At 31.7% G+C, this 26,026-nt stretch carries 23 protein-coding genes and 1 riboswitch; of the genes, 19 read left to right on the forward strand and 4 right to left on the reverse strand.

Going from position 1 to position 26,026, the window contains the following annotated elements; all coding sequences use genetic code 11:
• The first annotated feature begins 307 nt into the window (after positions 1 to 307).
• The 3 genes from LGK97_RS12320 to LGK97_RS12330 all read left to right on the forward strand — a co-directional run bounded on the left by LGK97_RS12320 (position 308) and on the right by LGK97_RS12330 (position 3,305).
• Positions 308 to 1,084: a motility protein A gene (locus tag LGK97_RS12320; protein ID WP_226260074.1), complete on the forward strand. Its 777-nt coding sequence runs from the start codon at positions 308 to 310 to the stop codon at positions 1,082 to 1,084.
• 45 nt (positions 1,085 to 1,129) lie between these two features.
• Positions 1,130 to 1,843 carry a flagellar motor protein MotB gene (locus LGK97_RS12325; RefSeq protein ID WP_226260075.1) on the forward strand — a complete coding sequence of 238 codons (714 nt, stop codon included), beginning with the start codon at positions 1,130 to 1,132 and terminating at the stop codon, positions 1,841 to 1,843.
• A 244-nt stretch (positions 1,844 to 2,087) separates the two neighbouring features.
• On the forward strand, positions 2,088 to 3,305 hold the full coding sequence (locus LGK97_RS12330) for a 6-phosphofructokinase (protein ID WP_226260076.1): 1,218 nt from the start codon (positions 2,088 to 2,090) through the stop codon (positions 3,303 to 3,305).
• Positions 3,306 to 3,738: 433 nt separating this feature from the next.
• On the opposite strand, the gene LGK97_RS12335 is transcribed toward LGK97_RS12330, so the two are convergent.
• From LGK97_RS12335 to LGK97_RS12350, 4 genes are all read right to left on the reverse strand, one after another.
• Positions 3,739 to 4,437 (reverse strand): transposase, encoded by a 699-nt coding sequence (locus LGK97_RS12335; RefSeq protein WP_226260077.1) that lies wholly within the window; start codon positions 4,435 to 4,437, stop codon positions 3,739 to 3,741.
• Positions 4,438 to 4,521: 84 nt separating this feature from the next.
• Positions 4,522 to 4,686 (reverse strand): hypothetical protein, encoded by a 165-nt coding sequence (locus tag LGK97_RS12340; protein WP_226260078.1) that lies wholly within the window; start codon positions 4,684 to 4,686, stop codon positions 4,522 to 4,524.
• A gap of 813 nt (positions 4,687 to 5,499) precedes the next feature.
• A complete protein-coding gene (locus tag LGK97_RS12345) occupies positions 5,500 to 6,642 on the reverse strand; it encodes an alanyl-tRNA editing protein (protein WP_226260079.1) in 1,143 nt (380 codons plus the stop codon).
• 124 nt (positions 6,643 to 6,766) lie between these two features.
• Positions 6,767 to 8,047, reverse strand: a complete 1,281-nt coding sequence (locus tag LGK97_RS12350; protein ID WP_226260080.1) for an MFS transporter — start codon at positions 8,045 to 8,047, stop codon at positions 6,767 to 6,769.
• Positions 8,048 to 8,313: 266 nt separating this feature from the next.
• On the opposite strand from LGK97_RS12350, the gene LGK97_RS12355 reads away from it, so the two are divergent.
• From LGK97_RS12355 to LGK97_RS12430, 16 genes are all read left to right on the forward strand, one after another.
• Positions 8,314 to 9,354 (forward strand): aldose epimerase family protein, encoded by a 1,041-nt coding sequence (locus LGK97_RS12355; RefSeq protein ID WP_226260081.1) that lies wholly within the window; start codon positions 8,314 to 8,316, stop codon positions 9,352 to 9,354.
• A 140-nt stretch (positions 9,355 to 9,494) separates the two neighbouring features.
• Positions 9,495 to 10,943, forward strand: a complete 1,449-nt coding sequence (locus LGK97_RS12360) for a TldD/PmbA family protein (RefSeq protein WP_226260082.1) — start codon at positions 9,495 to 9,497, stop codon at positions 10,941 to 10,943.
• Positions 10,933 to 12,264 carry a TldD/PmbA family protein gene (locus LGK97_RS12365; RefSeq protein WP_226260083.1) on the forward strand — a complete coding sequence of 444 codons (1,332 nt, stop codon included), beginning with the start codon at positions 10,933 to 10,935 and terminating at the stop codon, positions 12,262 to 12,264. Before LGK97_RS12360 ends, LGK97_RS12365 begins: the two co-directional genes overlap by 11 nt.
• 157 nt (positions 12,265 to 12,421) lie before the next feature.
• Complete coding sequence (locus tag LGK97_RS12370; protein ID WP_226260084.1) at positions 12,422 to 12,838, forward strand: bis(5'-nucleosyl)-tetraphosphatase; 417 nt, start codon at positions 12,422 to 12,424, stop codon at positions 12,836 to 12,838.
• A gap of 69 nt (positions 12,839 to 12,907) precedes the next feature.
• Positions 12,908 to 14,149, forward strand: coding sequence for an MFS transporter (locus tag LGK97_RS12375; RefSeq protein ID WP_226260085.1), 1,242 nt, complete (start codon positions 12,908 to 12,910; stop codon positions 14,147 to 14,149).
• A 220-nt stretch (positions 14,150 to 14,369) separates the two neighbouring features.
• Positions 14,370 to 15,545 carry a beta-aspartyl-peptidase gene (iadA, locus tag LGK97_RS12380; protein ID WP_226260141.1) on the forward strand — a complete coding sequence of 392 codons (1,176 nt, stop codon included), beginning with the start codon at positions 14,370 to 14,372 and terminating at the stop codon, positions 15,543 to 15,545.
• A 107-nt stretch (positions 15,546 to 15,652) separates the two neighbouring features.
• Positions 15,653 to 16,627 (forward strand): CPBP family intramembrane glutamic endopeptidase, encoded by a 975-nt coding sequence (locus tag LGK97_RS12385; RefSeq protein ID WP_226260086.1) that lies wholly within the window; start codon positions 15,653 to 15,655, stop codon positions 16,625 to 16,627.
• A 202-nt stretch (positions 16,628 to 16,829) separates the two neighbouring features.
• Positions 16,830 to 16,929: riboswitch (purine riboswitch) on the forward strand.
• A gap of 77 nt (positions 16,930 to 17,006) precedes the next feature.
• Entirely contained in the window at positions 17,007 to 17,999 is a 993-nt protein-coding gene (gene add, locus LGK97_RS12390; RefSeq protein WP_226260087.1) for an adenosine deaminase, read from the forward strand.
• Between the two features lie 241 nt (positions 18,000 to 18,240).
• Positions 18,241 to 19,215, forward strand: coding sequence for a sulfurtransferase (locus LGK97_RS12395; RefSeq protein ID WP_226260088.1), 975 nt, complete (start codon positions 18,241 to 18,243; stop codon positions 19,213 to 19,215).
• Between the two features lie 30 nt (positions 19,216 to 19,245).
• Entirely contained in the window at positions 19,246 to 19,932 is a 687-nt protein-coding gene (locus LGK97_RS12400; protein ID WP_226260089.1) for a TVP38/TMEM64 family protein, read from the forward strand.
• On the forward strand, positions 19,898 to 21,085 hold the full coding sequence (locus LGK97_RS12405; protein WP_226260090.1) for a (Fe-S)-binding protein: 1,188 nt from the start codon (positions 19,898 to 19,900) through the stop codon (positions 21,083 to 21,085). The genes LGK97_RS12400 and LGK97_RS12405 overlap by 35 nt, the downstream gene beginning before the upstream one ends.
• A complete protein-coding gene (locus LGK97_RS12410) occupies positions 21,066 to 21,650 on the forward strand; it encodes a CDP-alcohol phosphatidyltransferase family protein (RefSeq protein ID WP_226260091.1) in 585 nt (194 codons plus the stop codon). The genes LGK97_RS12405 and LGK97_RS12410 overlap by 20 nt, the downstream gene beginning before the upstream one ends.
• Before the next feature lie 158 nt (positions 21,651 to 21,808).
• Positions 21,809 to 23,215: a glucuronate isomerase gene (gene uxaC / locus LGK97_RS12415; protein WP_226260092.1), complete on the forward strand. Its 1,407-nt coding sequence runs from the start codon at positions 21,809 to 21,811 to the stop codon at positions 23,213 to 23,215.
• A 168-nt stretch (positions 23,216 to 23,383) separates the two neighbouring features.
• Positions 23,384 to 24,385 (forward strand): LacI family DNA-binding transcriptional regulator, encoded by a 1,002-nt coding sequence (locus LGK97_RS12420; RefSeq protein WP_226260093.1) that lies wholly within the window; start codon positions 23,384 to 23,386, stop codon positions 24,383 to 24,385.
• A 134-nt stretch (positions 24,386 to 24,519) separates the two neighbouring features.
• Positions 24,520 to 25,539 (forward strand): TRAP transporter substrate-binding protein, encoded by a 1,020-nt coding sequence (locus LGK97_RS12425; RefSeq protein WP_413228434.1) that lies wholly within the window; start codon positions 24,520 to 24,522, stop codon positions 25,537 to 25,539.
• Between the two features lies 1 nt (position 25,540).
• Positions 25,541 to 26,026 carry a TRAP transporter small permease gene (locus LGK97_RS12430; protein WP_226260094.1) on the forward strand — a complete coding sequence of 162 codons (486 nt, stop codon included), beginning with the start codon at positions 25,541 to 25,543 and terminating at the stop codon, positions 26,024 to 26,026.

Below are 26,026 nucleotides of genomic sequence, written 5' to 3' on the forward strand. Positions count from 1 at the left end.
TTATTGCGGTGTTTTTCAAATGTCAAGTGTTTTCTTGAATTCATTTAATTATTTTAATTACCAGTTTGTGTTATCTTAGCTTGATGACATTGGCCACGTGGGTGGCACTATTTCTTATTTATAAAACTAAATTCAGATTGTCTTTATGGATAAATTTTGATATAATTCTAAATAGAGAAAAGCAAAAGACATTAATATTGAATTTTAGACAATAATTGCGGTTTTTCAATAGAATATTTAGTTTTTAATTATACTAATATCTTTAGAAATCAACAATATTTTTGCTTTAATAAAGGGGGAGATATATTTGGATTTAATATCAATTATTGGGATTGTTGTAATTACATTCTTCATGTTATTCGGAATATTAACAACTGGATCTATTTTCACTTTCATTGATATACCTTCCATACTTATAGTTGTAGGTGGAACAGCTGGAGCATTAATGTTAAGTGCTCGAAAGAAAAATGTTCTACAGTTAACGAAATGTATAGGAATCGTATTCAAGGAAAAGACATCAAATGAAAGTGAAATTATTAACAATTTGGTTGGTTGGGCTACAAAAGCTAGAAAGGGCGGTCTTCTAGCGTTAGAAGAAGAAATACCTAAAGTAAATGATGATTTTCTTAAAACAGGGTTAATGATGATTATTGACGGTTCAGAACCAGAAGTTATTAAGCGGGTTCTTTATATAAAGCTGAAAGGAACCGCTGAAAGACATGGTAATAATAGGGGGTTAATGGATACAGGAGCATCATTAGCACCAGCATTTGGTATGGTAGGTACACTTATTGGACTTGTAAATATGCTTAAAAGTTTATCTGATCCATCTACTATAGGACCACAAATGTCTGTTGCATTAATTACAACATTTTATGGTTCATTAATAGCAAATGTATTCTTTATGCCTATGTCAAAAAAGCTAAAGTCGAAAACATCAGCTGAGATATATCAGAAGGAAATGATAATTGAAGGACTTATGAGTATTCAAGCTGGAGAAAATCCTAATGTTATAAAGCAAAAATTAATGGCCTTTTATAATGAAAAAGAAAATAAGGGTATAGAGATAGTAAGTAGCAACTAAGAATAAAACATAGTAATAAAAATCTGTATATAAAGGAGTCTAAATATGGATGAAGAAAATAATTTTTCCACAGAGGACGATCCAATATCAAATGAGTGGCTTGCAACCTATGGAGATTTAGTTACACTTTTAATGTGCTTCTTTGTACTCTTATATTCTATGGCTGTTATTGACGAAGGTAAGGCAAAACAAGCTATATCTTCTCTGAATAAGATGGGAATATTATCCCAACAAGGAGATATTAATTCATCATTAAGTGACTCAATACTAGAAGGCACGGCGATTATTAGTGAAGAGCAGCAACAAATGGATAGCATACATTCTGAAGTTAAAAAAATTATAGAACAAAAAAATTTGCAAAATGAGGTCGAGGTTATAAATGAAGCTAAAGGCGTTTTAATTAGATTTAAGGATGATGTAATTTATGACGTGGGAAGTGCGGATTTAAAACCTGGCGCTAAAGTTATTTTGGCACAGATTTCAGATGTATTGAAAAAATATAATAAAAATATAAGAGTAGAAGGTCATTCGGATAATCTACCTATACAAAGTGGTAAGTACGAAAGTAATTGGGAACTTTCATCAGCTAGAGCGATAAGCGTAGTAAAGTTCTTAACTAGTGAGCTTCCATTGGACAAGCGTATAAAAGAACAAAGCTTTGAAGTTTCTGGTTATGGAGAGTTTAAACCCATAGTGCCAAATGACACAGATCAAAACAGACAAAAGAACAGGAGGATAGAAATGCTTATAATTAAGTAGTGCTATCACTTAATTAATAAATTTGATCAAGTATTTAGAAAATTGAAACAATACTTGTAATTCACGTAAAAGTGAAGTATAATTAAATTTAATATTTACTGTTTTATTAATAAGATATATTAAAACATTAATGCATTTTAGCTCAATATGATGAATAATCACATTGGGCTTTTTTATAACCTTTTTCCAAACTAGCAAAACAAATATTGTAAAATAATCGTGAAATTATAAGGAGTATGAAGATATGGTTATTCATGGTAAGGTTTTAATTGCACAAGGTGGAGGACCAACTGCTGTTATTAATCAATCGCTAGTTGGAGCTGTGCTTGAGGCAAGAAGATTTGAACAAGTAACAAAAGTATATGGTGCTATAAATGGAGTAAATGGTATGGTTAATGAAAATTTTTACGATTTAAGTCGTGAAACAACTCATAACCTAGAACAGGTAGCTATGACTCCATCATCGGCGCTATTAGCTACAAGAGATAAGCCAGATGAAAAATATTGTAAGGAAATACTACGTGTGCTTAAGGCACATGATATAAGATATTTCTTTTATATTGGAGGAAATGATTCATCGGATACTGTTAGAATAGTAAATCAGCAAGCTAAAATTTCAGATTATGAACTTAGAGCCATTCATATACCGAAAACTATAGATAATGACTTAATGATTAATGATCATACTCCTGGATATGGATCTGCAGCTAAATATATAACAAATGCATTTATTGGAGCAAATCTTGATAATAGAGCATTACCAGGAATCTATATAGGTGTTGTAATGGGGCGTAATGCAGGGTTTTTAGCAGCTTCATCAGCACTAGCTAAGAAGTTCGAAGATGATGGTCCACATTTAATATATTTGCCAGAAAGGGTTTTTAGGATAGAACAATTTTTGGTTGATGTTAAAAATGTTTATGACAAATATGGTAGATGTGTAATAGCTGTTTCAGAGGGAATTCAAGATGAAAAGGGTATACCGATTATTTCAAAACTCATGGAAAAAGTAGAAAAAGATGCTCATGGAAATATACAACTTTCAGGTTCAGGAGCACTAGGGGATCTTTTATCTAAGTACATCAGAGATAATCTAAATATTAATAGAGTTAGATCCGATACTTTTGGTTATTCTCAAAGATCTTTTATGGGATGTGTTTCAGATGTAGATAGAAATGAAGCTAGAGAAGTGGGAGAAAAAGCTGCACAGTTTGCACTGTGGGATAATGTTGATGGATCAATTACTATACATAGAACGGGTAATTATTCGGTAGATTATAGACTTACTCCACTAGAAGCAGTGGCAGGAAAGACAAAAGTAATGCCAGATAATTTTATTAATAGTACATGCAATAATGTAACTGAAGCATTCTTGTCTTATGCTAGACCTTTATTAGGTACAGATATGCATTATGCTCACAGACTTAGAGCTCCAAAGGTGCCAAAAATTCTAGATAAATAGGTAAAGTATTTAAATTTAATATTAAAAGTAATAAGGGCTGTCTCAAACTGAGTTTTCGAGACAGCCCTTTAAAGTGGATTAAAGACTATTTAAATTTTTGAACTAGAGATTATATTAGCTTTAACCTTGTTATATGCATAATCTAAGGAGGAATCTAAATTATTGTTATTCTTTCCTGGTTCTAAAAATCTGTACAAATGTACTCAATTAGATAATTCGCACTTATTCTATCTTATGATAGTTTTAAGCCTTGGTTGTACCAGTGATATTTCATAGGCACTTCTTCCATGCAAATATTACTATACTTCCTACAACCGTATTTTAAAATTTTATAACTAAAAGATTTATTCAACCCTCATTTCTAATAAAATATACGCTTCCTGTTTTCACAAAAGATACATACATTTGTGATTAAATATTCCTTTTAAAATCACTAATTTGCTTTTAATCTATTTTCTAAAACTTCTTTAACCTTCTTATAATTTGTATATAACGTAATTTCCTTATCATATTTTCTTTTTAATATATTTTTACTTGCATTAGTATCCGAATGACTTTTCCCACATTTAGAACAAGTAAATACATTATCATTTCTCACGCCAAACTCGCCACTGGATACTGCAAATAAATATTTATATCCTTTATCTATTCCTATAACATTGTCTTGATTATTATTCTCTTTAGATTTTACTTTTAAAGGACAATGAATTTCTACCTTATTCTCTATTATTTTAACTGTTAATGTATTATTTCTAATATTACTATCAGTTAATCTAACAGGTAATCTTTTTCCTTTCTTTACGCAGGTTATATTTATATGTCCATTTTTATATGAATATAAACCTGTATCTATTGAAAACGTAGCATCTTTTTTAGAATAAGGTATATTTCCTTTATATTTTCTTGTATATCTTTTAATCAAGTTGTTAAGATATTCAAAACTTAATTCTTTGTTTTGAAATATTTTAGGAATATTGAAAATTTGATTAGCTAATACTTTATAATAATAATTATCAAACTTTAAAATGTAGTTAATATAATGTCTATCTTCATTTGATAAATTATCATTTACTTTAATTTGTTCTCTAATTCTTCTTTTAATATTAGACCATTGAGATTTTATATTTCCCATAGCTTCACTTAAAGCTAACTTCCAATATCTCGCAGGTAACTTCCACTGCTCTGCAAGGTTAGTTTTTACCCATTCATCTCTTATTTATCTTTCCTTACCCAATAATGGAATACTATTGATTCCACTAAATCTTGAATAAACATAGTTTTTAACATTCTTATATTGATTTGCTATGAATTTTAATTCTTTTAAAGTAACTTCGTCTAATTCATAGGAATATTGTTTAACAGTTTTTATTATAGTACCCATTATCTTCACCTCTTTATATTTTATTATTATCATAATGCACCTATTTTATAGATACTTTTTTTATGATATAAAATATTTTAGTGAGGTCATATAAATGGCTATAAGCAAAATTTATATAAGTATTAAAACTACTATCCTAAGAGTGATAAATAAAAAACCTAAAATTAAAAGCCGATAAAGATCATTGTTCTGTAAGTAATTACGTTTATACTTTAATTGTTAAAGATTTAGAAAATAGTTGATTATTATAAAACTTTAAAATACGGTTGTCTAAATTATCTAATCTACATTTATACATTATTTTAGAGTGTTCACATAAATTCGTTAATTCTATGCAGTTCTCTTATGAACTTCTTATACTTTCATATAAGCACAGACTATATCACAATCCTATTTCTCTATTGCACAGTAGGCTACTATTGCAACATAAACATCTATTGTAAAATAGGGATAATAGGATCCTCCCCATTTCCCCACACTTGCAGGTACGAGATTTCTCTCTAGTCGTTGAACTTTACTCTATTCGAGTCTTAGCTGCTGATTACCCATTATTACAACTTTTACAAAATTGTTTAATGTTTAGGATTTAACCTTGCACCATACTAATTATTTTTTCTACTTTCGTCACCATCACGCTTGATTTTGTTTCATATCTACGTTGTGGTTAATTAGTCTTTAGGGACTTCCAGCAATTAAAGGAGTTTTGGCGTTTATACAAACGCACTCTACGCTCTTTACGAACGTAGGGAGCTTAGTTTAAATAAAATATTACATTTGTACATGTTTGAGTACATTTGTGTATATTTTATACAACTATTGAGTTGCTCCACCTTGTGCAGAAAAGGCACTACCGCCACCATTGCCATCTATTAGGGTTATGGCATCTTTTAAAAGTGAGTCCATGCTAATTATACTCAAATCTTTTGAGCACATAAATAAAAGATTTGATTTATCCTCAGATTTTACCCCAAATAAAACTACAACCTTTGGAAATGAAACTAATTTTGTTGCTAGGGTATTAGTGTATTTTAAATCTCCATTATCATAAATATCTTTAAGAACCTTAATGCCTCCTAGTTCTTTTGCAGACCCTAACATATTTTGAACCTCATAATCAGCAACTTCTGCCTGTAAAGCTCTTTTTTGAGTAAGAGCTTTATTAAGGTCTCCTGAAAGTCTTTCAACTTCGGATAAAACTACAGTATTATTGCAACCTAGTAGTTTACACATTTTCTCCATAGACTCATGTTTTAAAGCATAATCTGAAACAGCCCTTGAACCACACATAAATTCAATTCTTATGCCAGTTTTATATTTTTCAAACTTTGTAATTTTAATTAACTGTACCTCAATAGTAGAACGGGGATGTATACCACAGCAAGGATTTAAGTCAATATCAGCTATCTTAACTATTCTAATTTTTTCACCAGCTTTTACAGGGATTTTTTTAAGCGATAATTTTTTAAGCTCAGAACTAGTAGGATACAATATTTCTATGTTAATATTATCTAAAATTATTTTATTAGCTTTTTTTTCAGCAAGCTTTAAGTCTTCACGTGAAATAGCTTTATCTATATCGATGCTTGAAGATTCCATGCCAAGGTGAAACCCAATGGTAGTAGCATTAAACAAATCAGAAAGGCAAGCAGAAAGTATATGTTGTCCCAAATGGTGTTGCATATACTCGTATCTTTTTTCAAAGTCTATAGTGCATTTAACCCTGTGAATTTTTAATGGTTTAACGGAAACTACATGATATATCTTTTCATCTTCTTCATACACGTAACTTACTACAGAACCATTTATGTGTCCAGTATCACTTGGTTGTCCGCCACCTTCAGGATAAAAATAAGTTTTATCCAGTTCAACATGATATTCATTTTCTTTTTCAATTACATTTACAACTTCAGCTGTAAACTCTTTTTCATATGGATTTTCGTAATATAATTTTTCCAACTTTAAGCAACTCCTTTTACTACAAATACTATCATTTACGTAGTTTTTGTCTTAATCTATATATTGTAGCATAAAAGTATTGTTGCAGAATATAAAAATATGGATGTACTCCTATTAAAAGATTCTACTCCTTTTGAACATTATCCATAGTTACATCTGTAATGTGTGCATTTTTAAGTTTCTGCTGCTTAACAAAGAATATTCTAAAGACAAGCCACGCAACTAAGGTACTACCAGCTGCAAATATTGTAGGAAGATTTAAACTTATAGAAGTTATGAAACCTGCAATAATTGGAGGTATAGCTTGAGCAAGAGACATAATAGATTGATTTATGCCAAGGATTTCGCCTTGCTTATCCGTGTCTGCTAAATTAGAAATAATAGCTGTGCTGTTTGGTTGAGTAAGTCCTTGAAATATAGCTATAAAGGGAATTATAAAATAAATACCGATAGCTTTACTAGGTATTAATAGCATAGGGAACATTAAAGCCAATAATATTATTGAAACACTTAAAATGCTCATAGGGGTAAATTTTTTAGACAAAGGGCGTAAGAATATACCTTGAGACAATGCAATCCATATACCCATGTAAGCAAATAAATCACCTATTTTTGACTGGTTAAAATGAAATTTACCTATTAAGAATACTTGAAAAAACTGGGTAAAAAAATTAAAACCTACAGTTAAAAGAAATCCAACTAAAAACATTGTTCTTAAATCTTTATAAGTAAAGGCTTTTTTAATATTTTTAAAACCTGTTAATGCACTAACTTTAGCTGATTTTGTTGCATTAACTAAAGTTTCTGGAAAATATAATAAAACTAATAATATGTTTATTGAAGTTAATATTACTGAAAGCCAAAATGGTGTAGCATAAGTGAACCAACTCACAATAGTCGGATCTGCAAGCTTACCACCAATATAAGGTCCAATAATAAATCCTAAGCCAAAAGCCATACCAATAAGGCCGAAATTTCTAGATTTTGTTTCGGGAGTACTAATGTCAGCTATGGCAGATTGTGCAATAGATATATTACCACCAGTAAAACCATCTAAGATTCTACCAATAAATAAAAGGTAAATGTTATTATAGATTATTCCAAGAGCAAATAAAATATAGCCAAGTAAGGTTCCAAGCAAGGAAACAGTTAATAGCTTCTTCCTTCCCTTTTGATCGGCTAAACTACCTAAGATAGGTGCTCCGAAAAATTGAGCTAATGGAAAAGAGGCTATTAAAAATCCGTATATTAAAGTTCTTGTTGAAAAATCATAGCTAAAAGGTAATACCGCAGATCTTGGATCTAAGAGAACCGCAGGTAATATGGGAATTACAATTCCAAGACCTAGCAAGTCTAAAAATACTGTAAAAAAAATAGGTATAATAGTTAAGTTTTTATTTTTCAAATTTGTCACTCCTTTATAAAATATTTGTTATTAAATAAGAGATTTTATTTATATATAGTATAATGAACAATGTTCATAAATGCAATATATATTTAGAATTATTTTAAAGTTTCTTACATTATAGAAGTAGTAATTATTTAATAGTATAATTATTATATTATCATTAAATATAATAAAAGTTTCCATTATTGATTAAGATAATACATGAAAATTATAAAATAAAACCACAGTCTGTTATACAAAAATTAAAGAAAGAAGAGTGAAATATGAGTATTTTAAGTAGAATTTATGGTGAAACAAAGGAGCAGGTTTCTGTTAATATTTTTACTCTTAAGAATATAAATGGGGTAGAGGTTACCATAACAAATTTTGGTGGGATAGTTGTATCTATTAAGGTTCCAGATAGAAAGGGAATTTTTAAAGACGTTGTTTTGGGTTATGATAAATTAGAAGATTACCTAAGTAATGATTGTTACTTTGGTGCAATAATTGGACGTTATGCTAATAGAATTGAAGATGCAAGGTTTCTTTTAAACGAAATAGAATATAAGGTAGGAAAAAATAGTGGAAAACACCAATTGCATGGTGGTTTTGTTGGTTTTGATAAAGTAGTGTGGCAGTGGAAAGTCATTGAGGTAGATAGGGGAGAAGCACTACAGCTCACCTATACTAGTAAGGATTGGGAAGAGGGTTTTCCTGGAGAACTTAAAGTTCAGGTTACATACATGTTAACAGAAGATAATGCACTTGAAATCGAATATTTAGCAGTTTCAGATAAAGATACAGTAGTGAGCTTAACAAATCACTCTTACTTTAATCTTTTAGGAGAAGATACTGGAGATATCTTATCTCACGAACTGATGATAGATGCTGATAGTTTTACTTTAATAAATGAGGACTGTATTCCAACTGGACAAATTTCAGCTGTGGCGGGTACTCCTTTTGACTTTACAAGGTTAAAGGCTATAGGTAAAGATATAGAGGTGGAAGATGAGCAGCTTAAAAATGGGTTCGGATACGACCATAATTTTGTATTAAAGGTTAGTGGTAAGATTCCCGAGAAATTTGCAGAATTATATGAAGAAAGAAATGGAAGACTTATGGAGGCATACACCACAATGCCTGGCGTACAGTTGTATTCCGGTAACTACTTAGAATCGTCTAGAGCTTATACTAATAGAAGTGGTGTGTGTTTAGAAACTCAATATTTTCCAAGTTCAATGAATCATATAAATTTTCCGTCACCTATACTTAAGGCAAAAGAGCAGTACAAGCATAGAACTATTTATAAGTTTTCAGTAAAGTAATCTTATCGAAGTGAAGGGTGCAATTATAAGTTCATACAATATTAGGAAGGTATTTTATAATTAGTGTAGAATATATTTACATGTGGGGGTTATATTGTTAATGATAATTTTAAAAAGATGAAAATTAAGGGGGTTGTAACTTGAAAATTACTATATTAAAAATATTAGACATGTTAAAAGAAAAAGGTGTTGATTATGCAGATATAAGAATGGTAGATAGAATATCTGAGAATATTTCAACAGAGGATTTAAAAGTTCAAAGTATTTCTAATACAAGAAGTAAAGGGGTAGGTATTAGGGTTATATTGGATGGTTCTTTGGGGTTCGCTAGTACTCAAGATTTAACTAAACTAGAGGAAGTAGCATTGTATGCACTTGAACTTGCAAAGGCTAGTAGAATGATACAGACAGAAAAGATAAGAATGGCAGAGAAAGATATGGTAATAGATAATTATGTAACTCCAATAGAAATTGATCCATTTACAGTTTCAAAAGCAGAAAAAATAGAACTTCTTTTAAAAGCTGAAGAGGAAATGAGAAAAGGCGCTAATTTATCTAGAACAGTAGCTTCAATGGATTTTCAAAAGGAAGAAAAGATTTATGCAGATACAGAAGGTAGCTATATAACTCAAACTCTTTATGAATCAGGTGCAGGTATTGAAGCTATGGCTTCAAATAAGGAAGATGTCCAAGGAAGAAGTTATCCTAATTCATTTAGGGGAAATCATGCTACTGCAGGATATGAATATGTTAAATCCTTGAATTTGGTTGAAAATGCTGAGCGTATTGGTAAAGAGGCAGAAAGCATTATAAATGCAGAGGAATGTCCAAGTGGTCATTTTGATATAGTAATTGATGGTTCACAATTAGCACTGCAAGTACATGAGAGTATAGGACATCCTGTGGAACTAGACAGAGTTTTTGGTTCAGAAGCTGCTTATGCAGGTATGAGCTTTGTAACTGTGGATAAATTAACTGAAAACTTTAAGTATGGCTCAGAGTTTGTAACTGTAGTTGCAGATGGAACTATGCCTAGGGGACTAGGTTCTTATGGATATGATGATGATGGGGTAAAAGCTCAAAGAACTGTAATTATAGACAAGGGTATATTTAAGAACTTTATTACTTCAAGAGATACAGCAGTGAAGATTAATCAAAGATCTAATGGCACAAACAGGGCTGATGGATGGCAAAACATGCCTATAGTAAGAATGACTAATATAAGCTTAATGCCTGGAACTTTTGAACTTGAAGAACTTTTTGCAGGTATAGAAAATGGCTTGTACTTATGTACAAATAAAAGCTGGAGTATAGATGATAAGAGGGTTAATTTCCAATTTGCAACGGAGCTTGCTTATGAAATAAAAGCAGGAAAACTTACAGGTAAGATTTATAAAAATGCTATCTATACAGGGATAACACCTGAGTTTTGGGGAAGTTGTGATGGAGTTTGCAATGAAAAATACTGGACTCTTTATGGAACGCCAAACTGTGGTAAAGGTCAACCGGGACAAGTGGCCCATGTAGGTCATGGAACAGCTCCTGCAAGATTTAGAAATGTAAAGGTAGGTGTTAAAGATGTTAAATAAAAAACAAGCCTATGAAGTGATAGATAAGGTATTAAGCAAATGTAAATACTATACTATGGTATCAATAATGTGCAAAGAGGAAGGACTTACTCGTTTTGCAAATTCACAAATTCATCAAAACGTATATAATTCAGAGGACAGTGTAACTATTACAATTCTTCATGATAAAAAGATATCTACAGTTTCAACAAATCTTTTATCGGAGGAGGAATTAACAAAAGCAGTTTTGGAGGCAGAAGAAAATTTAAAGTTCTTACCAGAAGGCGATGTAGAACTTCCACAGCTTGAACTACCGGTAGAAATTGCTTCCGAAGAATATGATTCTAAGCTAGGGGACAAATTCAACATTTTAAATAGAGCAAAACTAATAAAAGAAGGCGTAGATTTATTAGAGGAAGGTTATATTGCAGCGGGGGCATTATCCCTTACGAGTTTAGCTATATGTATGGGAAATAGTAAAGATGTTAGAAGATATACAAGAGTAGACACAATAAGTTTTAATGCAGTAGTTATGCATACAGATGGTGCTTCAGGTTATGCAGAATATGTTACAAATAAATCTGAAGAATTAAATGTAGTAGAGCAATTTAAATATGCATATAATAAATGCAAAATGGGTGTTAATCCAATATCCATTGAGCCAGGTAGCTATGATGTAATTTTAGAACCACTAGCTGTAGGAGATTTATTACTATACATGAGCTTTATAGGATTTAGTGCAAAGGATGTACGAACAGGAACAAGCTTCTTAACTGGAAAACTCGGGGAGAAAGTTTTTGGAGAAAATATAACTATAAAAGATGATGTTAAAAATGAAAACACTATGCCTCTTTACTTTGACCTTGAAGGCTATGAAAGAACCAGTTTAAATCTAATTGAAAAGGGTGTAGCTAAAGAACTTTCCTATGATGCTCGGACTGCTATTGCAGACAATGTACCACCAACAGGACATTCCTTTGGTTATGGAGGAGATGGTGGTATACCTATAAACATTGTTATGGATGGTGGAGATGATACCGTAGATGGACTTATAAAATCTACGAAGAAAGGTCTTCTTGTATCAAGATTCCACTATATGAATATTGTTGACCCAAGACAAGGCTTATTAACAGCACTCACAAGAGATGGATTATTTTTAATCGAAGATGGAAAAATCAAAGGTGCTGTTAAAAACATGAGATTTACAGAAAGTATGCTACATGCATTTAACAAAGTCACAGGAATAAGCTCTGAAAGAACTAAGGTTCCGGGTGCAATGGGCTTTAGTTATGTTCCTACATTAAAGATAGAAGATTTTCATTTTACAAGTAAAACAGAATAAAAAAAGACCCCTAGCGGGTCTTTTTTTAGGATAAAGGGTGGGGACGGTTCACAACCTATGGTATAATCTTAATAAAATAACTTGCATTTAAGTGAGTTAATAATTGTGAAAGTATATCATTAAGTGTAAAAGTGAGTTTAAAATCGGAGGTATTATTATGAAATTTGAAAAATCCTGTGGAGCAGTAATTTATAGAAGAGAAAATAAGAATTTAGAGTTTTTAATCATTAGTCACAATAGTGATGGACATTGGGGATTTCCAAAGGGTCATGTTGAAAAAGGCGAGAACGAGGAAGAAACAGCACTTAGGGAAATATATGAAGAAGCTGGGCTTAAAGTTGAGCTTACAAGTGGGTTTAGAGTATCAATAGAGTATCCAATAAAACAAGAAACTATGAAAGAAGTTGTATTCTTTTTAGCTAAAACAAATCAGGAGACCGTGAATATTCAATTAGAGGAAGTACAGGATTATAAGTGGTTAAATTTTAAGGAGGCAAAAGAAATAGTTACGTATGAAACTAGTGAGATGGTTTTGGAAAGGGCCTATAAATTTATTTCTAATTTGAGAGATTAGGAATAAGAATGTAGTTAGAGGGCGAAAGTGCAATATATGATTTGAATATCTAATAAGTAGGGGGCTGCAATGGAAAGAATAAGTAATTACTTTAAGCCATATAAGGGCTTACCACTAAGCATATACATAATATTTTTAGCTTCTATAGTTAATAACATGGGGAACTTTGTTGGGCCTTTTTTAACAATGTTTTTGACTGTTAGGATTGGAATTAACATTGGGATCGTTGGAATTATAGTTGCAGTAAATGCAGGTCTAGGACTTATAGGTACAATGATAGGTGGCAAGCTTATAGATAGTATAGGAAGAAAAAAAGTACTTGTAGTGTTTGGAATTGCATCAGGGGTGGGATATGCCCTTTGTGCATTTACAAATAATCCAGTGATAATTACAGGAATACTAATGGTGTCAAGCTTTGTAGGGGGCTTTTCACATCCGGTGTACGGTACAATAACTACAGACCTAACAGAAGGAGAGCAAAGAACTGCAGCGTTTTCACTAAGTTACATGGCAATGAATATTGGATTTTCGGTAGGACCACTTTTAGCAGGTTTTTTATATAAGAATTATTTAATGTGGTTCTTTTTAGGCGATGCAATTACCACATTTATATCTATAGCACTGGTATTTATATTCGTTCCTGAGACTAAACCAACTAAAAAAGAGATAGAAAAATCAGAAATTAAAACTTTCGAAAGTGCTGAAGAGGGAAGCTTAATTAATGCTCTTGTGAAAAGACCTACATTATTAATATTTTCATTTATTATAGTTATATATTTTATAGTTTTTTCACAGTTTACCTTTGGACTATCAATTCAAGTGGTAGATATTTTTAAAGAAAATGGGGCAACTATATTTGGGAGCCTTATGACAGTAAATGCAGTAATGTGTAGTTTATTAACAGTATTTATTACCTCTATAACGAAAGATATTAAGGCAGCTTTATGTATATCTATTGGAGGCATATTATATGCAGTAGGGTTTGGAATGATGTTTTTTATAGATTCTTACTATATGTTTATTTTATCAACGGCTACATGGACTGTGGGTGAAATACTTGTTGCAACTAATACAAGCGTATACATTGCAAATCATACCCCAATTACTCATAGGGGAAGATTTAATTCTGTATTTCCTATAATAAGAAAACTAGGATTTATGATTGGACCAATGATGGCAGGTTTTTATGTAAAGTACACAAGCATAAGAAACCTATGGGTTTTAGTGGCTGCGTTAGCTTTGATTGGTTCATTAATGATGTATAAGCTATATAATGTAGACAAGGTAAAAAGTAAGGTAATTCAAACATAGTTTTATAATTAACTGAAATTCTCCATGAGATAAAAAAATAGCATTATTGGTTAAGGATTATTATTAGTTAAGGCTTTAGTAGAAATGCATGGAGGGAAAATATTTTTGATTATCTAAAAGAGTTTTTCACCCTATTATGGGCATTATAATAGTGCAACAGTAAAAAATGCAACTTGAAAGCTTTGCATTTACCACATTTGCCATACTGACAGGAGGAATTATTATGATATTAATTAAAAATGCGGAAGTCTATGCACCGGAGTATTTAGGAAAAAAGGATATATTAGTAGCTGGTGGAGAAATTGAAGCTATTGAAGAAAATATTGAAGTGCCAAATACCTGGGGTTATATTAAGATTATCCATGCTGATGGAAAAAAACTTCTACCAGGGTTTATTGATTCCCACGTCCATATTTGCGGCGGAGGAGGAGAGGGTGGCTATAAAACAAGGACACCAGAAATTCAGCTTTCAGAACTTATTGAAGGTGGGATTACAACTGTTGTTGGGTGTATTGGAACAGATGGAGTATGCAGGGATATGAAATCATTACTAGCTAAAGCTAGAGCACTCGAGGAAGAGGGCATCACTACATATGTTTACACAGGCTCTTATAGAATACCTGTGAAAACCTTAATGGATAATATTCAAGAGGATATATTGTTAATAGATAAAATTATAGGTGTAGGAGAAATTGCCATATCTGACCACAGATCAAGTCATGTTACCTTTGAAGAATTTATTAAAGTAGTGACAGATGCTAGAGTTGCAGGAATGCTATCTGGTAAAGCTGGAGTTGTAAATGTTCACTTAGGAGATGGAAAATTAGAACTTAGTTATTTGGATAGGATGGAAAAAGAAACGGATATTCCTTTAACACAACTTGTTCCAACACATATAAACAGAAGCTCCTCTTTATTTAAAAAATCTATAGAATATGCTAGAAAGGGTGGGTTTGTTGACTTTACAACAAGTACTACAGGAAGATTTTTAGAAAGTGGAGAGATGAAATGTAGTAAGGGCCTTAAAATCATGATGGATGAAGGTATTGATATTGGAAATATATCTTTTACATCAGATGGGCAAGGTAGTCTACCTGAATTTGATAATAGTGGAAAGTTTATTGGTCTTGGAATTGGATCAGTTAAATCGCTATATCATGAAGTAAAGGATGCAGTACTTCATGAAGGGGTTGACCTCGAGCATGCAATAAAAGTAATTACTTCAAATGTGGCAGATCATTTAAAGCTTAAGAGTAAAGGAAGAATTTCTGTAGGAATGGATGCTGATATTGTAATTGTGGATAGTAAAAGCTTAGATATAACCTCTGTTATAGCAAAGGGAAGAGAAGTTATGTTTGAGGGTAAAGTATTAGTAAAAGGAACCTTTGAAAAGTAACATTACTTTAGACTATATTGAAGAATTATGAAGGAAACTTGCCACTTGCTATGTGGGTGGCAGGATTTTATCACACATTGCAGATGGCGATTTAAAGGAGAAAATTTATGAAAAATAAAAGAGTATTATTAGCCAATAGTTTATTGGTACTAGCCTTATCCTTATTTGTTTTAATACCTATTCTAGCAAATCACATATTTAAATTAAATGGCATTATAAGCGGGAATGTTTCATTGCTACTTTCTGGAGGCGCTAGTGTTCTAGTTTTTGGTGGTATTTCCTTATTATATTGTAAGATTACTAAGAGAAAATTTGTACTTGTAATGAATCTGAAGAAAATTTCTATTAGACAAGCTATTTTAGTTGTTTTTGTTGCAATTGGTACCTATATTTTTGCGGTGGGTGTTAACGCTATAAGTATGCAGTTATTTCCTATAGCAGTAAAGGATAGCCAGGCAATATCTAAATTGCTAAATAGTAGCTCTACGCTATTAGGTTTAATAGTGGTAGTTTTGATCCCAGCATTCTTTGAAGAAGTATTTTTTAGGGGAGTTCTTTTAGATGCCTATGAAGGACTAAATAAAAAGTTAAAGTATTTTATATTAACCTTAATATTTGCAACTTTCCATGGAAATGTAATGCAAATTATCTATGTAATGTTTTTGGGTCTTATTTTATTAAAGGTTAGAGAATATACAGGTTCATTACTCGGGAGCATAACACTTCACGCAGTAAATAATGCAATATCTTTTACTTTAAGTAAGGTGGCAATGTATGTGGCTAAACTTCAAGCATCTGGAATAAAAGGTGTTGCTGTAGAACCTAAAAAAACAGCTGAGGCAATGAATATTAGCCTACGTCAGGCGTTAATTACAGCTATAATATTTTTTCTTATAGGTGGCAGTATACTATATATAAATCTAAGAAAGCTTAAGGAATATAAAGAGGCAAAGGAAGCCTTAGAATTTATTGAAGAAGAATCTGTAGTAATTAAAGATGGGAATTTAATAAATGTAGGTGAATATATACCACTAATCATATATTTTGTAGCTATAACTGTAGTAGTTGTTTTGAGCTATTAAATCATCATCTGCGATGCTGCAATATTAACAACTTTGGAAGCAGATTTAGATTGCCACCAAAGTAACCTTTCTGGGCTAGCTAACTTCCACTTATAGAAGAAGGTAGACTTGAAGCTTCCAAAATGTTGTTAAAGTGTTTATAAAAAACATAAATTTTAACGCTAGCATTGTGGATTAACAATAACTGATGTATAATTATAAAAATAAATAATTATTTTAAATTCGTATAACCCTAAGAATATGGTTTAGGGGTCTCTACCAGGAACCTATAATTCCTGATTACGAAGAAGATACTATTGTGTGTATCTTCTTTGTGGTCAGGATTTTTTGTTTTTTTGATAATTAATAATAAAATAAAAAGACTTACAAGGAGGGAATTATGAAGTTTGAGAATTTACCGAAAATTGAATTGCATTGTCATTTAGATGGGAGTGTAAGACCAGAATCAATAATTGATATAGCGAAAGAAGAGGGTATAAGCATTCCCTATTACGATACTGAAAATATTAGAAAAGAAGTCACTGCACCGTCAGAATGTAAGAGCCTTGATGAATACTTAAAAAGGTTTGAAATCCCCATTTTAGTAATGCAATCAAAGGGCAGTTTAAGAAGAATTACCCTTGAACTTCTTGAAGATGCTGCAAAAGAGAATGTAAAATATATCGAGGTTAGATTTGCACCACTACTTCACATAAAAAAGGGGTTAACCCTTGAAGATGTTATAGAAAGTGTACTAGCTGGTATTAACGAGGCAGAGATGAGGTATGATATAAAAGGAAATATAATACTTTCATGTATGAGATTTATGAGCGTGGATAAAGCCTTTGAGGTTGTGGAAGCTGGAAGGAAGTATTTAGATAGTGGTGTAGTTGCAATAGACTTATGTGGATCTGAAGGTGAGGGGTTTTGTGAAAAATTCATAGAACCTATAGCGCTTGCTAGGGATTATGGATATAGAGTGACTATTCATGCGGGCGAAACAGGAATTGGTAAAAATGTTCTTGAGGCAGTAGAACTTTTAGGAGCTGAAAGAATTGGCCATGGAGTATTTATTAAAGACTGTGCCAATGCCTATAATATTGTAAGAGATAAAGGAATTACACTTGAAATGTGTCCAACAAGTAACATCCAGACTAAAGCAATAGATACTTTTAAAAACCACCCAATTTATGATTTTCATAAGGCTGGAATAAGAGTAAGTGTTAATACTGATAATAGAACGGTATCAGATACAAATATGACTAAGGAGTGCCAGGTGCTACTAAGAGAGTTTAGCATTACATTTGAAGAGTATAAACAGATTTATCTTAATAGTGTTGATGCAGCTTTTGCTCCTAATGAAATTAAGGAATGGTTAAGGCAATATATTTAGACAATATAGGTGCTGTCTATAGATGATTACTAATCTATAGATAGCATCTATTTTTAAAAAACAAGTATTTGTTATATAATTATTGATGGTATTCCATAGATTTTAATAAAGTATCATTAAATAGCACAAAACATGCAATTTCAATTATATGTAAAAACAATTTACATAAAGGTAATACAGAAGAACAAAACAATCAATAATTGTTTTGAACTCTAGATAATAAATGAGGGGGAAGTAAATTATGAATAAAACATCAAAAAAATTCTTATCTTTATTAATATCAACAATGCTTGTGGGGTCATTATTAGTGGGTTGTACCGCAAGTAAAACTGAGGAGAAGAAGGAAGGCACAGTAATTACTGAAACTGAAACAAAAAAAGCTGAATCGGCTTATGTTGACGGTAGTTATATAACTGATGCAAAATGGTTATCTGAAAATTTAAAAAGCAACGACATATTGATTTTAGATGCTAGAAGTGATAAAGAATATGCAAAGGGACATATTCCAGGAGCGATAAATGTAGCTTGGCAGGGGTTTGCAAACATGGAAGGGAAGCCTGGCGACAAAGGTTGGGGAGTTGTTCTTTCTGATGATAAGCTTTCAGAAAAGTTATCTGCTATAGGAGTAGACAAAACTAAAACCATAGTTATTTACTGTGACAATAAAAATGGCTGGGGTGAAGATGGAAGATTTGTATGGATGCTTAAAATGGCTGGTATTGAAAATGCAAAAATGCTAAATGGTGGATTTAAGTTCTGGGAAAGTAGCAAATATGAGGTTTCAACAGAAGTAGTTTCCCCAGTGGCCAGTAGTTTTATAATTGAAAATTTAAATAAAGGTGGGTCTATTAATACTGAAGAGTTAAATGCTAAACTTGGCAAGGTTAAAATTTTGGATAGCAGAGAAAAAGATGAGTACGAAGGTGCAGTTAAGTTTGGTGAAGCAAGAGGAGGACATATTCCAGGGGCTATAAACCTAACTTTTAATACACTTTTCAATGAAAATGAAACATTTAAAAGTGCAGATGAATTAGAGGCAATATTTAAAGCTGCTGGCTTAAATAAAGAAGATGAAATAGTTACATATTGTACTGCAGGCATAAGATCAGCACATTTATCTTTAGCACTCAGAATGATGGGATATAATAATGTTAAGAACTACGATGAGTCCTTTTATACTTGGGCTAAGGATGAAAGTCTAAAGCTAGAAAAATAATAGCTTATATTAAAGGATGGTGAAAAACTAGTGAAACAATTTAAAAAATCAACTTATATAAAAATTGCTCTACTTATAGCTTTTGGATGTTTGTTTTTTCTTAAGCCTGTAAAAGAAATGATTTTTATGCTAAGTATGATAAATGTTGAGGCTATAAAGGGATATATTTTATCTTTTGGAGTTTGGGCTCCGGCTATATCATTTATCCTAATGATCCTTCAGTCTGTTGTTGCACCACTACCAGCTTTTATAATAACCTTTGCTAACGCAGGTTTGTTTGGCTGGATAAATGGAGCAATACTATCTTGGAGTAGTGCTATGGTTGGAGCAATGTTATGCTTTTTCATAGCCAGGTTACTGGGAAGAGATGTAGTTGAAAAACTAACAAGTAAATTTGCCTTAAAAAGTATTGACGATTTTTTTAAAAAACACGGCAAATATGCAATATTGATTGCTAGGTTGCTTCCATTCATATCCTTTGATATTGTAAGTTATGCAGCAGGGTTAACATCTATGAGTTTTTGGTCTTTTGTTGTAGCTACTGGGATTGGACAGCTCCCTGCAACAATTATTTACTCATATGTTGGGGGTATGCTAGCTGCTGGAACTAAAATGATGGTTTTTGGACTGCTAACGCTATTTGCTGTAAGCATATTGATAATATTGGTTAAAAGAATATATAATGAGAAAAATAAAGGCAATCAATATTATGAATAGCATTAAGCTATCAAAGGATATATTAGAAAGAGTAGATGCCATGTCAAAGGAATGCATTAGTTGCAAAAGATGTATGAGAAATTGTATAATGTTATATAACTACTGCGATTCACCTAAAGAACTTTTAAGTGAAATAAAAAGCTCAGGTGAAGTAAATATAGAAATACCTTATTCGTGTAACCTTTGCAATCTGTGCACTGAGGTGTGTCCAAAGGATATTAATCAAAAGGAGCTTTATTTAGAATTAAGAAGGTATACCTTTAAAAATCATAAAAAAGCAATTATGCCCTTAGGTTATAAGGTAGTTAAGTTTCATCAGAAAAATAGTTTTTCAAAAATATTTTCAGCTTCTTCAAAAAAACCAGAGGATAAATGCACTACGGCATTTATCCCAGGTTGTGCTTTGATGTCCTATAGCCCTGAAATTGTTATGAAAACCTATGAATATCTTCAAAGTGTTATTCCGGGAATAATGATTATTTCGAAATGTTGTGGGAATCCAACTCATACAATGGGGGATAAGCAGGGTTTCAAAAAGTATTATTCACAACTAGAGGATGCGATGCAAAGATTAAATGTAACTAAGATGATTACAACTTGTCCTAACTGTTTTATAAGTATAAAAAGGAATAATCCTAACTTGGAAATTACAACTTTGTGGGAAGAAATTCTTGAAAAAGGCCTCCCAGAAGGCCTAAATAATAAATACAAAGATATACATATTGCATTTAGTCTTCATGACCCATGCCCAACAAGGTATGAAACAAGCACCCATGAAGCAGTTAGGGAAGTCGCAAAAAACATGGGTATAATAATTGAGGAGTTTAAATTTTCTAAAGAGCAGACCGTATGTTGTGGAGCAGGTGCAATGGTAGGAGTAACAAATAATAATCTTGCTGTAGCGCATATGAGCAAAAGAGCAACGCAAGCGCCAACAAAGAATATATTAACATACTGCCAATCTTGTGTGGAGTCTTTGTCAAGAGGAGAAAAAAACACTTTGCATTTATTAGATTTGATGTTTAACGAGAAGGCGTATAAGGACTTTAGATTTCATCAGAAAAAAAATAATACTGCATTTAAGTGGATCAATAGATATAAAGGTAAAAGAAGAATTGAAAGGTTTGATAAATATGTTAGACACACACGGTAGGAAATATATAAGTCCGCTTTTAAAAGCTATGGCTAATTTTTTCTTAAGATTAAAAATGACACCTAATAATATAACTGTTATAGGTTTTCTAATAGGGTTATTACCATTTGTATTTATTTATTTTGACAAGTATTTAATGGCAGTTTTATTTTTATGGGTTTCAGGTTTTTTTGATGCTGTAGATGGCGAGATGGCAAGGATTAGCAATAATTCAACTCCTTTCGGAACACTTATGGATGTAACCTTTGATAGGATAGTTGAAATAGGAGTTATTTTAGCAATAGCCTTAAAACATCCACAATATAGATTGGGACTATTATTTTTGACATCTGTAATAATACTTTCCATGACTATTTTCTTAACGGTTGGTGCACTTTCTGAGAATAGGGGGAGTAAATCCTTCTATTATCAAGCGGGAGTAGCGGAAAGAACCGAAGGATTTTTACTTTTCACCCTAATGATTTTAATACCTAAGCATATTGCATTAATATCTAATGTATTCTCAATTTTAATTTTAATAACTGCTATTCAGAGAATGATAGAAGCTAGAAAGATTCTAAAATAATTTATCCATTGAGATATTACTTGACAAATAAAAGATTTAATTAATATCTTAATGGATAATAATTTAACTATTGCATTATAAAAAGAATTAGTTTATAATTAGGTCAAGTTATTGTTAACGTTAACAATAATCTATACTTGAAAAAAAGGGTGGAATTTATGAGAAAATTTATGGATGAAAACTTTTTATTAGCAAACAATACAGCGATAGATTTATACAATAATTATGCAAAAGATATGCCTATTATTGACTATCATTGCCATTTGAACCCAAAAGAAATTTTTGAAAACAAGAAATTTAAAAATATAACAGAGGCATGGTTATATGGAGATCATTATAAATGGAGAGCTATGAGAAGTAATGGCATTGATGAAGAATTCATTACTGGAAGTGCTAGCGATTATGATAAGTTTATGGCATGGGCAAGGACAATGCCAATGACTATAGGCAATCCACTATATCACTGGACACATTTAGAACTTCAAAGATACTTTGGAATTAAGGATGTTTTAAATGAAAAAACTGCTCCTGCTATTTGGGAAAAGATAAATGAATTACTAAATGGGGAAGGCTTCGGTGCAAGAGATCTAATAAAAAAATCTAATGTTAAAGCCTTGTGCACAACAGACGACCCAACAGATTCTCTAGAATATCATATAAAAATTAATAAGGACACAGAGTTTGATGTAAAGGTTTTACCGACTTTTAGACCGGACAAAGGACTTCAAATAAACAAAGATATTTTTATTACATGGGTAGCAAACCTTGAAAAAGTATCTAATATGAATATTAAAAATTATGACGAATTCCTAAAGGCACTAGAATCAAGAGTAGAATTTTTTAACCAGGTTGGATGTAGAATATCAGACCATGGTTTGGATAGCATAGCATATATGGAGGCTTCAAAAGAAGAAGTAGCTGAAATATTTGCAAAGGCATTAAAAGGACAAGTTGCATCAAGTGATGAAGAAAGCAAATACAGAACATATACATTACAATTCTTAGGTAGATTATACTCAAAATTAGGATGGACAATGCAACTTCACATTGCAGCACTAAGAAATAACAATACAAGAATGCTTAAACAATTAGGACCAGACACTGGATTTGATTCTATTAACGATGAAAAAGTAGCTTATTCTCTTTCAAAACTATTAGATTCACTAGAAGTAGATAACTTACTTCCTAAAACTATATTGTATTCTTTAAATCCAAAAGATAATTATGTTCTTAGTACTATGCTTGGAAACTTTCAAGGTTCACAGGTTCCAGGAAAGATACAGTTTGGAGCCGCTTGGTGGGTTCTAGACAGTAAAGAAGGAATGATAGAACAAATGAAAATCTTAGCTAATACTGGGTTACTAAGCAGGTTTGTAGGTATGCTAACGGATTCAAGAAGTTTCTTATCATACACAAGGCATGAATACTTTAGAAGAATATTATGTAACTTACTAGGGGAATGGGTAGAGAATGGTGAAGTACCAGATGATATGGAGCTACTAGGAAATATGGTTCAAGGAATATGTTACAACAATGCTAAGGAGTATTTTGGCATAAGTTGTTAACGTGAACAATACATAAATACAACTTGTTGTTTTTTAGGTGATCTAGTTTACATTCCATTTTTAACTTATTCGAATACTTAATAATTACTAAATATAAAATGTGTTAGTTAAGTTGTTTCCTATATGGTATTATATAAGTATTTACTAGTAGGATAGGAGTGTTTAAGAATGGTAGCAACAATAAAGGACATAGCTAAAATTGCAAAGGTTTCACATACTACAGTTTCAAGGGCGCTTAATGATAGCCCATTTATAAAGGAAGACACAAAGATTAAAATTATGGCAATAGCAAAGGAGCTTAACTATGTACCAAATTATAACGCTAAGAGTTTGGTACTAGATAGATCCTATAACATAGGCCTTCTTTTTACCACTATCAGCGATGTAACTTCATCAAGTTTCTTTTATGAAACAGTACGTGGTGTAAGTAGTGTCATAAAAGGAAGTTACAATCTAGTGGTTAGAGGAATTGATGATTATAAAGACTTCACATTAGTTAATAGCAAAAGGTTTGATGGCATTATATTGATGAGTCAAAGTAGTAGTGATGATTTATTTATAGATTATTTGATAGAGAAAAAGATTCCAGTAGTTGTACTTAATAGAGACATATATGAAAGTTCTATTATTAATATATTATCTTCAGATAAAAAAGGGAGTTATGATGCAGTAACGCACCTGATACAAAATGGACATAAAGATATAGCCATAATAGAAGGTAAAAAGGGATTTAACTCTACTGTTGAAAGAAAAAATGGATTTTTAATGGCATTAAGTGAACATAAACTTGAAATAAATAGTGAATATATGGTTGGAGGAGATTATACCATTGGAAGTGGATATAATGCCATGAAGGAGCTATTAAGTTTGAGGAAGATTCCAACAGCAGTATTTTGCTCAAACGATGATATGGCAGTGGGAGCAATGAAAGCTGTAGTTGAATCACGGCTAAGTGTTCCAGTTGATATTTCTATTATGGGGTTTGATGGTAGTCAGTTAGGTGCCTTTTTAACACCGGCTTTAACTACAGTAAAAAGACCTATTATGGAAGTAAGCAAAAAAGGTGCAGAGAAGCTTTTGAGCATTATAAAAAATAATAGTGCTGAGGGAGAAAAGATATACATTAATACAGAGCTTGTTGAAAGAGAATCAGTGGCAAGAATAACATAAGTTTGTCACTGAGCTACAAGCAAACTTAACAAATTTATGTTAACGTTAACAAAAATATACTAATGTTACTTATAAAGAATCATATTTTTAAATTATATAGTTAAAATTTTAAAAGATAAAAAGGAGGAAAAAACATGTTGAAATCTACGAAAAAAATTATGGCACTTCTATTATCTTCAACTTTGGCTTTTGGTCTAATTGGGTGTAGCAGTGTTACTAAGGGAAAGAGAATTATTCGTATATCTCACTCTCAATCATCATCTCATCCTGACCACTTAGGACTTATGGCATTTGAGCAGTATATAGAGTCTAAATTAGGGGATAAGTACGATGTACAGATTTTCCCGAATGAGCTATTAGGGCCATCTGTAAAGGCAATAGAATTAGTTCAAACAGGAGCAATAGATTTTGCTGTTGCAAGTACTGGTAATCTTGAAACCTTTGATAAGGTTTATCAAATATTTAGCATGCCCTATTTATTTGACAGTGTAGATAGCTATCATAAAGTAATGGGAGATAAGGAATTGATTACTAGTATCTTTAAATCTACAGGAATAGCTGGTTTTGAAGCAGTTACATGGTTTGAGGCAGGTACAAGAAATTTCTACGCTACAACACCCATCAGAACTCCTGATGATTTAAAAGGTAAAAAGATCCGTGTTCAACAAAGTCCTGCAAATGTAAGAATGATGCAATTGTTTGGTGCAGCTGCAGCACCAATGAGCTTTGGGGAAGTATACACAGCTATACAATCAGGAGTAATTAATGGTGCTGAAAACAATGAATTGGCACTAACGAATAATAAGCATGGAGAAATTGCTAAATTCTACACCTACAATCAACATCAAATGGTTCCTGATCTGTTGATAGGAAATCTTAAGTTTTTAAATGGTTTATCACCTGAAGATAGAAAAATATTTGATGAAGCAGCCATAGAATGTACAAAAGTTGAACGTGAAGAGTGGGATTCAAAGACAGAGGAAGCTAAAAAACAAGCAGAAGGCATGGGTGTTGAATTTATACAGACTGATGTAGAATTATTTAAAGAAAAGGTACTTCCATTACACAAAGAGTTACTTACAAAGAATGAAAAATTACAACCTATATATGATAAAATCCAAGAAATAAACAAACAAGTAAAGGGGGAGAAATAATATGGGAAGTCTCAAAATAAAGCTAACTAAAGCATTAGAAGTAGTATGCATTTCACTCTTTATATTTATAACAATTATAGGATTATATCAGATTATAACAAGATATGTATTTAATGCCCCGAGTACAATTTCAGAAGAATTGTTAACATTTTCATTTACATGGATGGCATTATTATCAGCAGCTTTAGTGTTTGGAAAACGTGAACATATGAGAATGGAGTTTGTTGCAAATCTATTTAAGGGAAAGGCTAGTATTGCTTTGGGTATCATTTCCGAGGTATTGATTTTAATATTTGCTGCTCTAGTACTTATTTATGGAGGAATGTCAATTACAAAGCTTACAGCATTACAGGTTACAGCGTCCCTAGGGGTTCCCATGTCTTATATATATGTAATAGTTCCTGTAAGTGGAGTTTTAATTGTTCTTTATAATATTCTTAATATAAATGAATTAGTTTTACAATTAAAAGCAAAGAATTCTAAATAA

The organism is Clostridium sp. CS001, from assembly GCF_020443565.1.
In the GTDB taxonomy this organism is placed as follows: Bacteria; Bacillota; Clostridia; order Clostridiales; family Clostridiaceae; genus Clostridium_AD.